Genomic DNA, 14,392 nt, shown 5'->3' on the forward strand with positions numbered 1-14,392 from the left:
ACTTGCTCAACCGTCACCCCACCCCGACCCGCCGCACCCCAGGAGGACGCTGTGGAGCAGTACGAACTCGATGCCCTCGAAGCCATCACGACCAGGCCGCCGAGGGGTTACCGGGAGATCTCCGTGGCTCCCCTGACCCCCGTCATCGGCGCCGAGGTCTCCGGTGTGCACCTCGGTCGGCTGTCCGAGACGCAGTTGGCCGAGATCAGGACGGCCTTCCTCGACCACCACGTCCTGGTCTTCCGCGACCAGGAGATCACCGTCGATGAGCACAAGCGCTTCGCCGGCCACTTCGGCGAGTTGCGCCCGGTCAACCCGCCGCCGCCGGAGGGCGATCCGTGCGTGCTGGAGATCAAGACCGGCGCGGCCGACGCGAACGTCGCGGGCAACGCCTGGCACGCGGACGGCACCGCCGACGCCGAGCCCTCCCTCGGTTCGATGCTGCACATCACCGAGATACCGAAGGGCGACAGCGGCGGCGACACGCTCTTCGCCAACATGCACCTGGCCTACGAGATGCTCTCGCCCACCTGGCGCGGACTCCTCGACGGCCTGACCGCCGTGCACGACGGGAAGCAGAGCTTCCGCGGCTACACCATCCCGCCGAACTACGAGGTCCCGGTCAACGAACACCCGCTCGTGGTCCGCCATCCCGAGACCGACCGCCCGATCCTGTACGTGAACCAGGCGTACACCTCGCGCATCCCGCAGCTCTCGGAGGACGAGAGCCGGGCGGTGCTCGACATGCTGTTCGCCCTCGTCACCCACCGCCCGCTGCTCACCTGCCGCGTCCGCTGGGCCCCGAACACCCTCGTGTTCTGGGACAACCGATGCGTCCAGCACCACGCGACGTACGACTACTACCCGTTGACCCGCTACGGCCGCCGTGTGGCGATCAACGGCGGCCCCCTCAAGGGCTGATCAGCGTCCTGGCACGACGCGGGCCCCGCGCATCGGACTTCGAGCATCCCGCGCGGGGCCTGCGGTCGTGCGGCGGACGCGGCACGACGGTGCGGATCAGCGGACCTCGGTGACCCGGTGTTCCCTCAGGGCCCCGCAGTTGGAGCCGTAGACGCTGACGTACACGTTCTTGATGCTGCCGCCCCAGTCGACGCAGTGCCCCTTGCCGTAGACGGAGGCCGGGCCGGCGTACGAGGTGAAGGTGCCGCTGTCGGAGTCGCCCTGGTCGGTGTCGGCCACGTAGACCCACGTCGACATGTCCACGGCCGCACCGGGGCTGCTGCGGATGGTGGCGACACAGTTGCGGCCGTTGGACGCGTTGTAGGTGAGGTAGATGGTGCCGAGCGAGCCCACCGCCGCGGAGTTGACCGTCTTGTAGCTGCTGCCGCACACCTTCTGCGGTGTGGTGTTGGCCGCCGCGGACGCCGGCGACGCCAGGACGGCAGAGGACCCTGCCACCAGCGCGGACACGGCCGCCAGCGAAAGCACAGAACGCCTGAGTCGCATATTTCCCCCTTGTGTTCTTTCTGGCTTTTTGTTTGTGCTATGTGTGACACACCGCACACACAAAGGGTTGTCGCGGCATCGGCGATTGGCCGGAACCATTCGGACTGGCCGATAGTCGCCGCCGAAGTCAGTCGTGCGTGGCCCTGGCGTAGAGCGCGGCCGCCTCGACGCGGAGGATCACGCTGTACGACACGTCGGGGGTGTCGCCGCCGCCGTGGTATCCGCCGAGGACGCCGGTCAAGTGGCCGTCGGCGGTGACCCACGGGCTGCCGCTGGTACCGGTGTCGAAGTCGGGGCAGTTGATGCGCTGCTGGCCCGCACGGAAGCGGCTCGCGGTGTTGGTGCAGGTGCGCGGCGCGTCCTCGTCGGACGGGTAGCCGGTGACGGTGACGCGGTGACCGGTGCCCGCCGCGGTGTCCAGGACATTGGCCCCGGTCACGTCCTCGATCCGCCGGCCGTGCAGCGGTTCGAGGGCGGCGAAGGCGAGGTCGTGGTCCTCTGCCTCGTCTCGGGTCCAGTGGTCGTCGGCGTAGACGCGGTCGATCGTCCACACCCCGTAGGGGGCCTTGCCGTCGTGGTAGCCGGGGGCGAAGGTGATGCCCTTGCCGTCCCCGAGGCAGTGGCCCGCGGTGACGATGAGGTCGCGGCCCTTGCTGTGCACCACGGACGCCGTGCAGAAGTGCCGGCCGTCCAGGCCACCCTTGAAGAGCGTGCCGACCCGCGCACCCTTGGCGGGCGGCGGCTCGGGGTTCACAGCCGGGGCGACCCCGCGGGACAGCGCGTGGCTGTCCGCCAGCGCGAGGCACGAGAACAGGGCGCCGACGGTGAGCAGCGCTCGTAGGCGCCCATGCCTCAGCCGTATTCGCCTCATCCGCCACTCCCCTCGTCCGGTTGCCGGGAAGCATGCCCGAGGAACCTGAGGATTCACTGTGACGCCCACCACAAAAGGCCCCGGTGGGCGATGAATATCCGCAGGCCAGGGCGTTAACGGCCGGAGGCCGACGGGGCGGGCCGCCGACGTCGACCGCCTCAACGGGCCCTCTGCTCGCACCCGTTGAGTGTGGAGCGCCGTCCGCGTGGATGTAGCCGTCAACTCCCGTCCCGTACACGTCAGTTGCGATCGACGCGCCCCCACATCCTGAGTCAAGCCGAAGCAAAATTTCCGGCGATTGGTCCAGTCCTTTACGGGCTCGGGAGCGCGACAGAGGCCTCTGGCGCCCCGCATTGGTACGGCCCGGACAACCCTCCGCTCGCGTTGACATGCCCACGGGCGGTGGTTCCCTGAGAGGTCCGTACCGCAGAAGGTCTGGACCAGAGCAGGGGGGTCCGGACCACGGCCGGACCGCGCCCCCGTAGGTCCGGCACCGCAACAGGTCGGCCGCACTCCCCAAGGAGAGCCGTGTCCCCACGCAGATCCACAGCCAGACGCCGCCCGGCCCCGGCCGGCCCCCGGCGCCTCATCGCGATCCTCGCCGTGCTCGCACTCGCACTGGCCGGGCTCACCGCGTTGGCGGCCCCCGCCGTCGCCGCCGCCAAGCTCACCGCCACCTTCGTCAGCGAGGGCAGCGGTTCGTCCTGGACGGGCAAGTTCGTCGTGAAGAACAGCGGCGACACCGCCGTCGACACCTGGTCCCTGGAGTTCGACCTGCCCGACGGCGTCACCATCAGCGACCACACCCACGGCACCGCGGAGGTCAAGGGCAGGCACGTGGTCGTGACGCCCGCGTACTACAACGCCCGCGTACCGGCGGGCCGGGACACCGAGCCGTACAGCTACACCTTCCGCGGCAGTGGTCAGCTCAAGGCGCCCACCGGGTGTCTCATCAACGGTGACAAGTGCGACGGCACCGCGGCCGTGCCCCCGAAGGCACCCACCGGACTGAGCGTCGCCGACACCACCGCCCGTACGGTCGCCCTGAAGTGGACGGCGGCCGCACAGGGCGACTTCCCCGTCGCCTCGTACGAGGTGCTGCGCGGCACCACCGTCGTGGCGGCCAGCGCCACCACGCAGGCCACGGTGCGCGGCCTGGAACCGGCGACCGCCTACCAGTTCAGCGTCCGGGCCAAGGACTCGCGGGGCAACAACGGCGAGGCGAGCGCCCCCGTCACCACGACCACCGTGGACCCGGCGACCGACACCGTGCCACCCACCGCGCCCCGCAACCTCCGTACGAGCGAGGTCACTTCGAGCACCGTGAAGCTCGCGTGGGACGCGGCCACCGACAACCAGCGCGTCGCCGCGTACGACGTCTATCGCGGCAGCACCCTTGTGGAGAGCCTGCCCGCCGACACCCTCACCAGCACCGTCACCGGCCTCACGCCCGCGACGGAGTACGCGTTCACCGTCAAGGCGCGGGACGCCGCCGACAATGCGTCGCCCGCGAGCAACACCGCGTCCGTCACCACCAAGGACCCCGTCGGGCAGGACGGCTACGCGAAGGTCGGCTACTTCGTGCAGTGGGGCATCTACGGCCGCCAGTACTTCGTACGGGACCTGGAGACGTCCGGCGCCGCGGCCAAACTCGACGTCGTCAACTACGCCTTCGCCAACGTCGACCCCAAGAACCTCACCTGCCTCAACGGCGTCACCAAAGGCACCACGCAGAACCCCCAGGACCCCAATCAGGGCGACGGGGCAGGGGACGCCGAGGCCGACTACGGCCGGGCCTTCCCCGCCGGGCAGTCCGTGGACGGCGTCGCCGACGACGGCTGGGGCAAGCTGCGCGGCAACTTCAACCAGCTGAGGAAGCTCAAGGCCAAGCACCCGAACCTCAAGGTCGTCGTCTCGCTCGGCGGCTGGACGTACTCCAAGTACTTCTCCGACGTCGCCAAGACGGACGAGTCGCGGAAGAAGTTCGTCAAGTCCTGCGTCGACATGTACATCAAGGGCAATCTGCCCGCGTACAACGGCGCGGGCGGTGACGGCGTCGCCGCCGGCATCTTCGACGGCTTCGACCTGGACTGGGAGTGGCCCGGATCGCCGGACGGCCACCCCGGCAACCACTGGAGCACGGACGACAAGGCCAACAACACGGCGCTGATAGCGGAGTTCCGCAGGCAGCTCGACGCGCTCGGCGGCAGCCACCGACTGCTCACCGCCTTCACCCCGGCCGACGCCAAGAAGATCAACGACGGCTGGGACCTCAAGGAGGTCTTCAAGTACCTGGACTTCGGCAACGTCCAGGGCTACGACTTCCACGGCGCGGGCAGCGACAACTCCTGGGAACCGAACCGCACGGGGCACCAGGCCAACCTGTACAAGGACGCGCAGAGCCCGTACGCCAACGACTTCAGCGTCGACGACGCCGTGAAGGTGTACACCGACCAGGGCGTCAAGCCGCGCAAGCTGACCATCGGCTTCCCGTTCTACGGGCGCGGCTGGCAGCAGGTCGCCGACGGCGGCGCGCACGGCGAGTGGCAGAGCGCCAACGGCGCCGCGCCCGGCCAGTTCCAGGAGGAGGCGGGCACGCGCGGCTACGACAACCTCGTCGCCGCCTTCCCGAACCTCACCGTCTACCACGACGAGCAGTCCGTCTCCACGTACGGCTACACGGGGGCGAACGGCCAGTGGTGGTCCTTCGACGACGCGTGGTCCATCGGGAAGAAGACGGCGTACATCAAGTCCAAGGGCCTGCTGGGCGGCATGATCTGGGAGATGTCCGGAGACACCTCGGACAACGTCCTCTTCAACGCCCTGGACCGCGGCCTGAAGTAACCATCGGAGCGACCGCCGCCCCACCGGCGCAGGGGCGGCGGCGTCCGGATCAGCCCTCCAGGGCCGACGCGATGTGGTCGAGGTCGGCGAGGAGCGACGTGATGCGCCGCGGCTCCATCCCCGCGACCATGCGCTGCTCGACGGCGTACACGGCGGCCTGGACCGCGGCGAGGCGCGACCGGCCCTCGTCGGTGAGGTGGGCGGGCAGGGCCCTGCCCTGGTCGGCGGTGGCGGGGCGGTCGATCAACCCCGCCTCCTGCAGGCCCCGCAGGACGACGTTCCCGGACTGCCGGGTGACGAAGGTGGCGCGGGCGAGGTCGGCGTTGGACATGCCGGGGTGCTGGGCCAGAAGTTCGAGGGTGGCGTACTGCGGCACGGTCAGCCCGTACTCGCGCAGGACCTTGTCCATCGCGCCGCGCAGGGCGGCCTGGGCCCTTTTGAGCAGGTAGCCCACGTGATGGGTGACGTCGTCCGCTGGGCGGAAGGGCTCCGTCGGCACACTCTCGTTCATGTCAGCATTTTGACATAGGTCTCCCCGCGTCCTAACCTCAATGTCAAAGTCCTGACATTGCGCGGGGAACTGCGCTGACGCCCAAGATGAGGGAAACGCACATGTCTGTCGCCATCGACGGTCCCGACTTCGTCGCCCTGCAGGTCCACGACGTGGACGCCGCAGCGGCCTTCTGCGAGGAGCACCTCGGCCTGCGCCGAGCCGCGGTGTCACCCCCGCACGCGGTCGTGTTCGACACCAGGCCGACCCCGTTCGCCGTCCGCGCACTCCTCCCCGGCGTGAGCCTCACCGATGCCGCGCAGCCGGGCCTCGGAGTGGTGCTCTGGTTCCGGACGGCGGACGCCCATCAGCTCCACGACCAGCTCGTCGCCGCCGGCGTCAAGATCGTCGAACCCATGGCGGACAGCCCCTTCGGGCCGAAGTTCTCATTCGAGGGCCCGGAGGGATACACGCTCACCGCGCACGGCGGCTGACCGAGTGAGCCGTTCGAGCCGGGCGAGGATGTGCGCCTCGGTGGCCCGGTCCTCGTCCGTGTCCTGGAGCGAGACCAGGTGGGACTGGGCGCGGGCGGCCTGTGCGTGATCGCCGAGGCGTTCCAGGGCGCGGCTCAGTCTCCGCAGCCGGTCCGCCTGCGGGCCCGTGTCGTCCAGCATGCGGATGAGGGCGACCCGCGCGTTCTCGGTCCGGCCCTGTCGGCGGGCCAGCTCGATCCAGGTGAACTCGTCCTGTTCCGCGGCCTCCGCTCGGGCCCATTCCACGGCCCGCGTGCTGTCGGTGACCTGTCCGGCGGTGGCCTCGCCGAGCAGCGGGACGTCCGCCTCCTGGCCGTACGCCGCCACCAGTGCGGCGGCCAGCCGCCGACCCTCCGGCCACCGCTCCCCGCCCGCGCATGTCCGCTCCAGCAGGAAGCGCAGCAGGGGCAGATCGCGGGTCTGCCGGTCCTCCCCCGCCGCCCGCAGCACGCCCTCGCACAGCACGACGTCTTCGGCGATCGGCTCCCACGCGTCGGGCGCACCGGAGCGCGCCCGTTCCAGGGCCGCCCGCCCCGGCCCGAGCACGATGTCGCGCAGGGGTTGACGGTAGGACTCCTCCAACTGATAGGCGCACAACTCGGCGGAGTTGAGCAGGAGATGGTCCGGCTCGGTGTTCGCGGTGGCCGCCTCGTCGAGGGCGACGAGTTCGGTGAGGGGACGGTCGGGCAGCCCCAACCCGTGCAGCAGCGTGGCCCGTTGGGCGTCCAGATCGGGGGCGAACTCCGACCGCGCCTCCTCGTCGCCCTCCCGGACCGCGGCGTGCAGCTCTTCCTCGGTCAGGCCCGCGGAGACGTCCTCGCACCACCAGGGGAGCCGGATGAGGATTTCGAGTGCCTCCTCCACACTGCCGGCGACGAGCGAGGCGTAACCGTCCGAGGACGCGTGGAGCACCTCCCTACCCCCGCACAGGAAGTAGGTGCCGCCCGTGTCGTCCCCGGCGATCGCCTCCAGCGAGGCGCCGGACGCCAGGTGCACCTCTTCGACGTGGTACGCCCTGTCGAGGTCGAAGTTGAAGGGGAACGCGGCGAGTTCCGCCAGGTCGGGGCGGGTACGCAGAATCTCCAGCGCGGACTCGGTCATAGGACCGCACCCTAGTGAGGCGGCGTCCGCCGGCAGCGGCCGGGTGGTGCCCGTCGGGCGCGGCCGGTGGTGCCGGACCCAGCCGCGCCGCCCTCACGTCGACCGAGGCAGCGGCAACTCCGGCAGGTCCGCCTCCGTGCGGCCGAGGACGATCTGGTCGAACAGCGCCCCGTCGCCGTTGCTGCGAAGGGCGAGTTGATCGACGACCTTGACCCGCCCGGCGGTGATCTGCCACAGGTCGACGCGCACCACCGTCCACTCCGTGGGGACGGGGCCCTCGACCCGCTTCTCGACCATCGACGTCTGCGGTGGCCAGTGCGAGTCGCCGACGGACACGGAGAAGATGGGAGCCGACGTCGCGGGCCCGAACCGGACACTGATCCCCGTGGTGCCGGCACTGCGGGCCTTCCAGGCGAACTGGAGGTAGCGGTACTCGCCCGGTGCGCCCGGGTTCTGCACGATGCGGAAGTCCCAGTCGTGCATGGCGTGTCCGACGCCGGTCCGGGCCGTGGGGTGCCGCTCCACCGGCAGCTTCAACCGCAGACACTTCGTCCCGACGGCCGCACCGCCGAGCTGGATGTCCGCCACGGCACTGGCCTCGATGATGTCGCGCACGTCGTCGTCCCGCTCGTCGAAGAGGACGGCGAGGGCCTTCCCGTCGAGGACGTCCCGGTGGGAATTGCCCACCACGGTGCCGTGGAAGACGAGTTCGCCGAGGCGGATGTTGCCGACGGGCCAGATGCCGCCGCCGGTGGTGCGCAGCCGGAAGCGGGAGGAGGACAGGGGCTCGAAGGTGTGGCTGTGCACGGCGCCCGCGTCGGAGAGGAGCTTCGGGCCGTCCTTCCAGAGCCCGGCCCTGGTGTCCCACCACTGGAGTTGGACGTCGCGCAGCCAGGAGTCGGGGTGGGCGGGGTCCTCGGCGAAGGTGACCCCGGTCAGTCTGACCTGGGTGCGGAAGGTGTCGACGGTGAACAGCAGTTCCTGCCCGGCCGTGGACCCCATGGCCCCGATGACCGACCACGGCACCCACGGGTTGGCCGGCGCGTCGGCACTCCCGTCGGTGAACAGGGCGATCGCGTTCTGCTTGCTGAGGTCGACGTACCGGATCGGGTCGACCAGGCGTACGTCGAGGAAGGCGGAGGTGGTCTTGATCAGGTTGGGCGTCAGGTCCTGGGGCGCGGTGGTGTTGCCCCAGCCCGCGCGGCGTACCACCGGGACGGGGTCGGGGGTGAGGAGCTCGGGGCGGATGTCGGTCTCGGACGGGGCCGCCCGGGTCCGCCAGCGCTCGGTGAGGTCGGCGGTGCAGCGGAGCACCGTGCCCGTCCAGGTCGCGACGAGGAGCCCGCCGTCGGGCAGCCAGGCGGCGACCGGCAGCGCCCCCAGGTCCTTGGCGGCCTGCGGGGTGCCGTCGCGCTTCAGTACGGCGAGGGTGCCCAGTTCGCTGCCGACGGCGACGCGGGTGCCGTCCGGGGAGACGCGGGGGCGGCGCAGCAGGTCGTCCCCGGTGTACGTCCACAGCAGTCCGCGCAGCGGGTCGTACGCCTTGAGCTGCTTGCGGCAGGTGACCGCGAGGAACGAGCCGTCGGCGCTGACGGAGACCTCGCTCGCGGCGGTGGGCAGGGTGTTGACGAGGACGCCGCCGCGGATCACGTACACCCGGCCGCCGTCGGCGTCCGACCAGATCACCGCGGTGCGCCGGTCCCCGCTGACGGCGCCGCCGCCAAAGCTTCCCTTGCCGACACCGATCGACCACAGGGTGCGGCCGTCCGCGGCGGAGAGTCCGGTGATCGTGTTCGCGGCGAAGGTGATGAGGGTGTCGTCGTCGAGGGCGAGGAGCCGCAGCGGAGTGCGCTCGCCGGTCTTCCACCACTCGTGCGCCCACCTTTCGCGCGCCGCCCCGCCCGTGGTGTCCCACAGGGCGAGGCCGAGGTCGCCGGAGGTGGCGACCCAGGAACCGCCGGGCGCGGTCGCGAAGTTGGTCAGGCCGTAGTCGTGGCCCCACTCGCCCTTGGTCCAGTCGGTGGCCTTCTTGGTCAGGCCGAAGAGGGCGAAGCGGCGCCGCGGCGACCCGTCGGTGTTCAGCAGGTACAGGTGGTGGCCCTCGGGGCTGTGCAGGTCGAAGCCCTGTGCGGCGAAGCCGTCGCCGGGGGCGGTGGGGGCGTACGCGAAGTGGTGGCCGAGGCGGCGGCGCCAGCGGGTGGTGCCGGTGGCGAGGTCGATGCCGTAGAGGTTCTGGTCCCAGTTGAAGGCGGTGAGGACGGCGGTACGGCCGTCGGCGGCGACCGCGATGTCACGCAGGTGCGGGCCGAAGGCGTACTCGGCGGGCGGCGGCAGCGGGTCGTGCAGCAGCGGGACGACGGCGTGGAGCCGGGCGGGGGCGGTGCGCAGATCCGCGGTGAACTCCCCGCCGAGCACGCTCACCCGCTCGCCCGTGAGGACGTCGATGATCTGGTGCAGCGCGGGCAGCGCCACCTTGAGCTTCGCCATGACGGGCACGCGGTGGCCGCACAGCAGGCCAAGACGCCAGATGAGATTGGGCTCCCAGTCGAACAGGGTGTTGTTGACCGCCCAGATGTAGGTGATGTTCCCGCGGGTCCACTCGCTGAGCAGCACCTCGGGGTGGTCGCACTCGGCCACCGGTGCGACGACGTCCTTCAGGGCGGCGGTGACCTTGGCGGCCTGGTCGAGGAAGACGCGGCGCATGCGGTAGTACGAGGCGTCGTCGCTCTGCGGCGTCTCGTCGCTCTCGACGCGGGTGAAGGCGGTGCCGAGGGTGCGGTGGGCGTCCTTGTACCGCTGGACGCAGCTGTCGTCGGCGTAGACGGGGACGGCGCCCTGCCCCTGGCCCACCTCGGTCAGCGCCGCGTCGAGGCGCGGGTCAAGGTCGGTGCGCTGGCCGATGAGCAGGACGGCGTCGTAGCCGCGCAGGACGTCGGCGCTGACCTCCTCGGTGAAGACGAAGGTGGCCGGGCGGTGCGCGTACAGACAGGCGGTGTACGCCTCGAAGAGCCGCATGAAGTACTTGCTGCTGAAGCCCTGCGAGGTCTCCAGACGTTGCATGCGGGTGGAGACGACGATGGCGACCCGGTCGCCGCTGCGGGCGTTCGCGGTCGCCGGGCCGAGGCGGGCGCTCAGGTCGAACGCGGCGCGCAGCATCGAGGTGCGGCCCGCGCCGCCGGAGCGGGGGTCGCCCGGCCTGCCGCCGCTGCCGCCCGCGCGTTCGGCCTGGACGGCGATTCCCTCCAGGTGGTACGCGCCCATGTCGCCGGTCATGCCGGTGCCGTTCGCGCCCCGCATCACCTGTTGCAGGAGGGTCGGCAGGATCATGCCGCCGGTGCCGTCGTCGTTGAAGAGCTCCGGGTGGCCCCAGACCGGTTTGCCCGGGCGGCGGTAGAAGTCGACCATGTGGGCGGTGGCGCCGAGGAGTTGCAGCTGCTCGCCCTGGTAGTGCAGGTCGACCTCGTCGGCGGAGGCGAAGACGATCTGGGGCGGGATCTGCGGCGCGCGGTAGGGTCCGGTCATCGCGCTGACCAGGCCCGAGCCGGGGAAGGCGTCGTTCACGACCTTGCTCAACCGGACCCCGGCGTTGGCCTTGAGGGAGATCGACCGGTCGGAGACGGTGTCGAGGATCGGCGCCCAGCCGCCGAGCTGTTCGACGAGGTTCAGCGCGTCGGTGTACTGCTCGCGCTCGTCCTGGTTCGCCGCCGCGGCCGCGCCGATGGCGGCCACCCACCAGTTGGCGCCCCAGGTCCAGCCGCGGAACGCCGCGTAGGTGTGCAGGCTGCCGGTGGCGTTCAGCAGGTCGCTCTCCACCGCCTCCGGCTTGCGGCCCTCGTTGTTCTTGGGCCAACTGAGCGGAAGGTAGGTGTCGTTGGCGTAGAGGACGCCCTGTTCCTCCATGCTGCGGGCGCCGTAGCCGGCGATGGTGCGGCGGGCGGGGTCCTCGAACATCGCCTTGTCCCAGTGGACGGCGGCCTTCGACCGCTTGAGCCGGTCGACGATCTCCGCGTCGGCGGCGGCGTCCTTGAACCGCGCGGGCCACAGCAGGCCCAGGCGGTCCACGAAGAGATTGAGTCCGAGGCGCTCGGCCCGGGTGACGTGGTCGTGGACGGTGTCCGGCAGGTCCGCGAAGGCAGGCAGGCGCTGCGTCGACGGGTTCTTGACGAGATCGCGGGGGTCGGAGGGGATGCTCGCGTGGTTGTTGGCGTAGATGTCGCTGTAGAAGGTGAGGTGGAAGTCCGGCCGCCGCACCAGTCCTGGTCCGAGGTCCAGGTGCAGCGGGGCGACGGTGAAGCCGGGCGGCTGCTCGGCGTCGACGACGTACCGTCCGGGTGCCAGCGTGCCGGTGTACTGGCCGGTGAGTTCCAGAAAACCCTGGCCGTTCGTCAGGGTGACGTTCTCGGCCCGGAGCTCCGCCCCGTCCCGCAGCACCCGCACGTGGGCGCTGCCGGGCATGGGCGTACCGTCGGCCACGCGGGCCACGACGCGCACGGTGACGGGTTCGCCGCGACCGTAGGAGAAGCGGTTGAGCGCGGTGAACGACACGGCGCCGCCGGGGCCATCGAGGATGCGGCAGGTCATCAGGGACAGCGAGCCCTTGGTGGTGTCGGGGGTGCGGACCTCGACGATGCCGTCGGCGACGTAGTTGCTGAGCCGTCCGGCGACATCGGCGCAGACCCGCAGGTGGTACAGCCCCCGCGCGTCGGCGGGCGCGGTCACGGCCCCCTCGGCCAGCGGGAGTTCGGTGAACTCCGGTACGCCGAGCGGCCGCAGCCACACCCGGAAGCGCGGGTCGTCGGACCACCGGCCCCGGTCGTGGGCGATCGTCAGCGGCATCTTCCGCCCGGCGGTCCACTCGTCCGCCTCGTACGACACGGTGAGCCGCTCGACGTCGGCGCCGACGCGGCGTACGAGCGTGCCGGCGAAGTCGTAGACCTCGAAGAGGTACTTGGGGTCGTTCCGCTTCACGAAATACTGCCGGCCACGCACCCGAAGGTCCTGCACCACGTACGGGTCCGGAGGAAGGGCGAGGGTTACGGTGCGCTCGGGCTCGCCCACCGTGTTGTAGACGGTCACGGTGCGCCGGGCCGGTTCGTTCGTCAGGCCGGTCGAGACGTGGAGCCGGCCGGTGTCGTCCAGGTCGAAGCCGCCGAAGGCGACGCCCGCGGGGCGGACCGCGACGCTCCGTACGTGGGCCCCGTCGAGCGTGGAGACGCAGACGAGTCCGCGCCCGGCCGTCGTGGGCCAGGCGGTGCAGAGCAGCCCGAGCTCCTCGGCGACGCGCAGGCCCACCGGGCCTCCCTTGGAGGTGGCATCCTCCTCGAGGCCGGTGAGGGTGATGCGCCTGTCGAGGTTTCCGGGCTTCAGCCGGACCACCTGCCGGCGGTGCTGGTCGATGGCGTAGAACCAGCCGGACGCGGTCGCTTCGACGGCCGACGGCGCGAAGTAGCCGTCCGTGTTGTTGGCGGTGAAGTCGTCGATGCTGCCGAGCCGGTTGAACTCCGCGTCCCAGAAGTCGATCCGGTGCGGGAAGTGGGTCTCGGCGGTCGCGATCACGCCGTCCGGGGTGGCGGTGATGGCCAGCGCGGCGTACCCGACCCGTCCGAACCGCTGCCGCGACCCGTCCGGCGCGAGCCGCACCGCCTGCCCGTCCGCCTGGCCTCCGACCACCAGATAGACGTTGTCGTCCCGGCCGAGCCCCAGGTGCAGGGCCGGGACGTCGAATGCGGGATGGTGCCGGGACACGACGTGTTCGGCGGTCCGCACGGTGACTCTCCCTACGCCGCCCGGGCGCCGATGGCGCTGCCACCGATCAGCTTCCCGTCCTGAGGGCGGGGAGGGAAATCGCCGCATCGGGCGAATGGCCAAACTTGTGTACGGGATGCGGGGCGCGGGACGCGGGGCCTGGCGTACGGGGCACGGCTCGTGGCGCGGCTGCGTGGGCGGCCCCGTCAGCGGCGACGCGACGCGGCCGAACCGACGCGGGCTGCCCCTCCCCCGCCCGGGGCTCGGCGCATTCTGCGTGGCGCGGTGAGGGCGAGATCGGGAAGTCTGGCGGCATGCTGCTGCCGCGTACGCACAAGAGGACCGAACTCATCGAGGCCGTCCGCATCACCGACCCCTCCAGGCACATCGTTTCGGAGGACCTGTCCGGTGAGACGGCCGCCCTCTGGGAGGGCGAGCGGGCGCAGGTTCCGCTGTCACGGTGCCCGCATCTGGGGGCCGGACCTTCCCGCCGAACAACGGGGCCAGACCTTCGACGCGGAGACGGTCACCACAGGGCGGGCGAGTTGTTTCTCCAGTACGACCTATCCCGCCCAGAGGGTGACGTCAGGCTCATGTATCCGGCGCGCGCCTCGCGGAGCCGGTAGCACTGCTCCCATGTTCACCATGCCCGCGCGCGCCCTCGCGGCCGCCGCCTTCGTCCTCCTTCCGCACGCCGCCCCGGCCGCCCATGCCACATCCGCCGTGCCCCAGCCTCAGCAGGTGAGCCTGGCCTCGGCGATCAGCCGGCTGCCGGTCGCCGAGGAGTCCCGCGACGGCTACGTCCGCAGCGCCTTCAAGCACTGGGTGGACGACGACCACGACGGGTGCTCCACCCGCGCCGAGGTGCTGATCTCCGAGGCCAGGACCGATCCGGTCATCAAGGGGGCCTGCCAGGTCACCGGCGGCAGCTGGTTCTCGTACTACGACGGAAAGACGGTCACCGAACCGCGCAGCCTCGACATCGATCACATGGTTCCGTTGGCGGAGGCGTGGGACTCGGGTGCGTCGGCGTGGAGCGGCGAACGGCGCGAGGACTACGCCAACGACCTGGACGCGGAGCGCAGCCTCGTCGCGGTCACGGCGAAGGCAAAGCGCAGCAAGGCCGATCAGGACCCGGCCGAGTGGCTGCCGCCGCTCGCCGACGCCCGCTGCACCTATACAGCCGACTGGATCTCCACCAAACTCCGCTGGAAGCTGTCCGCCGACCGCGCCGAGATCGCCGCACTGCGGGAACTCGCCGAGGGGTGCGGCCACCAACAGATCGACGACGTAAGGGCGGTGGGGGCGACGGACGCGCCCTGAGGCCGCACGGCAAGCCGA

At 71.0% G+C, this 14,392-nt stretch carries 9 protein-coding genes; 4 read left to right on the top strand and 5 right to left on the bottom strand.

The annotated features are described in order from the left end of the window. The first annotated feature begins 51 nt into the window (after positions 1–51). Positions 52–921 carry a TauD/TfdA family dioxygenase gene (locus tag ACFYO9_RS06700; RefSeq protein WP_358708358.1) on the top strand — a complete coding sequence of 290 codons (870 nt, stop codon included), beginning with the start codon at positions 52–54 and terminating at the stop codon, positions 919–921. Between the two features lie 96 nt (positions 922–1,017). Here ACFYO9_RS06700 and ACFYO9_RS06705 read toward each other — a convergent pair whose 3' ends face one another. Beyond that, positions 1,018–1,467, bottom strand: a complete 450-nt coding sequence (locus ACFYO9_RS06705) for a spore-associated protein (protein ID WP_358708360.1) — start codon at positions 1,465–1,467, stop codon at positions 1,018–1,020. Between the two features lie 127 nt (positions 1,468–1,594). Then, positions 1,595–2,338, bottom strand: coding sequence for a trypsin-like peptidase domain-containing protein (locus ACFYO9_RS06710; RefSeq protein ID WP_358774484.1), 744 nt, complete (start codon positions 2,336–2,338; stop codon positions 1,595–1,597). 528 nt (positions 2,339–2,866) lie between these two features. On the opposite strand from ACFYO9_RS06710, the gene ACFYO9_RS06715 reads away from it, so the two are divergent. Continuing rightward, a complete protein-coding gene (locus ACFYO9_RS06715) occupies positions 2,867–5,182 on the top strand; it encodes a glycosyl hydrolase family 18 protein (protein ID WP_358774482.1) in 2,316 nt (771 codons plus the stop codon). Positions 5,183–5,231: 49 nt separating this feature from the next. On the opposite strand, the gene ACFYO9_RS06720 is transcribed toward ACFYO9_RS06715, so the two are convergent. Next, positions 5,232–5,693, bottom strand: coding sequence for a MarR family transcriptional regulator (locus tag ACFYO9_RS06720; RefSeq protein WP_358774480.1), 462 nt, complete (start codon positions 5,691–5,693; stop codon positions 5,232–5,234). A gap of 101 nt (positions 5,694–5,794) precedes the next feature. On the opposite strand from ACFYO9_RS06720, the gene ACFYO9_RS06725 reads away from it, so the two are divergent. Continuing rightward, positions 5,795–6,166, top strand: coding sequence for a VOC family protein (locus tag ACFYO9_RS06725; RefSeq protein ID WP_355809322.1), 372 nt, complete (start codon positions 5,795–5,797; stop codon positions 6,164–6,166). Here the strand turns inward: ACFYO9_RS06725 and ACFYO9_RS06730 are convergent. Both ACFYO9_RS06730 and ACFYO9_RS06735 read right to left on the bottom strand, forming a co-directional pair. Beyond that, on the bottom strand, positions 6,119–7,306 hold the full coding sequence (locus ACFYO9_RS06730) for a hypothetical protein (protein WP_358774478.1): 1,188 nt from the start codon (positions 7,304–7,306) through the stop codon (positions 6,119–6,121). The genes ACFYO9_RS06725 and ACFYO9_RS06730 overlap by 48 nt on opposite strands. Before the next feature lie 93 nt (positions 7,307–7,399). Beyond that, positions 7,400–13,072 (bottom strand): hypothetical protein, encoded by a 5,673-nt coding sequence (locus ACFYO9_RS06735; protein WP_358774476.1) that lies wholly within the window; start codon positions 13,070–13,072, stop codon positions 7,400–7,402. A gap of 615 nt (positions 13,073–13,687) precedes the next feature. Here ACFYO9_RS06735 and ACFYO9_RS06740 point away from each other — a divergent pair. Continuing rightward, positions 13,688–14,374 (top strand): HNH endonuclease family protein, encoded by a 687-nt coding sequence (locus tag ACFYO9_RS06740; RefSeq protein ID WP_358774474.1) that lies wholly within the window; start codon positions 13,688–13,690, stop codon positions 14,372–14,374. The last annotated feature ends 18 nt before the right edge of the window (positions 14,375–14,392 follow it).

The sequence above is a fragment of the Streptomyces sp. NPDC005863 genome, assembly GCF_042871345.1.
GTDB lineage: Bacteria > Actinomycetota > Actinomycetes > Streptomycetales > Streptomycetaceae > Streptomyces.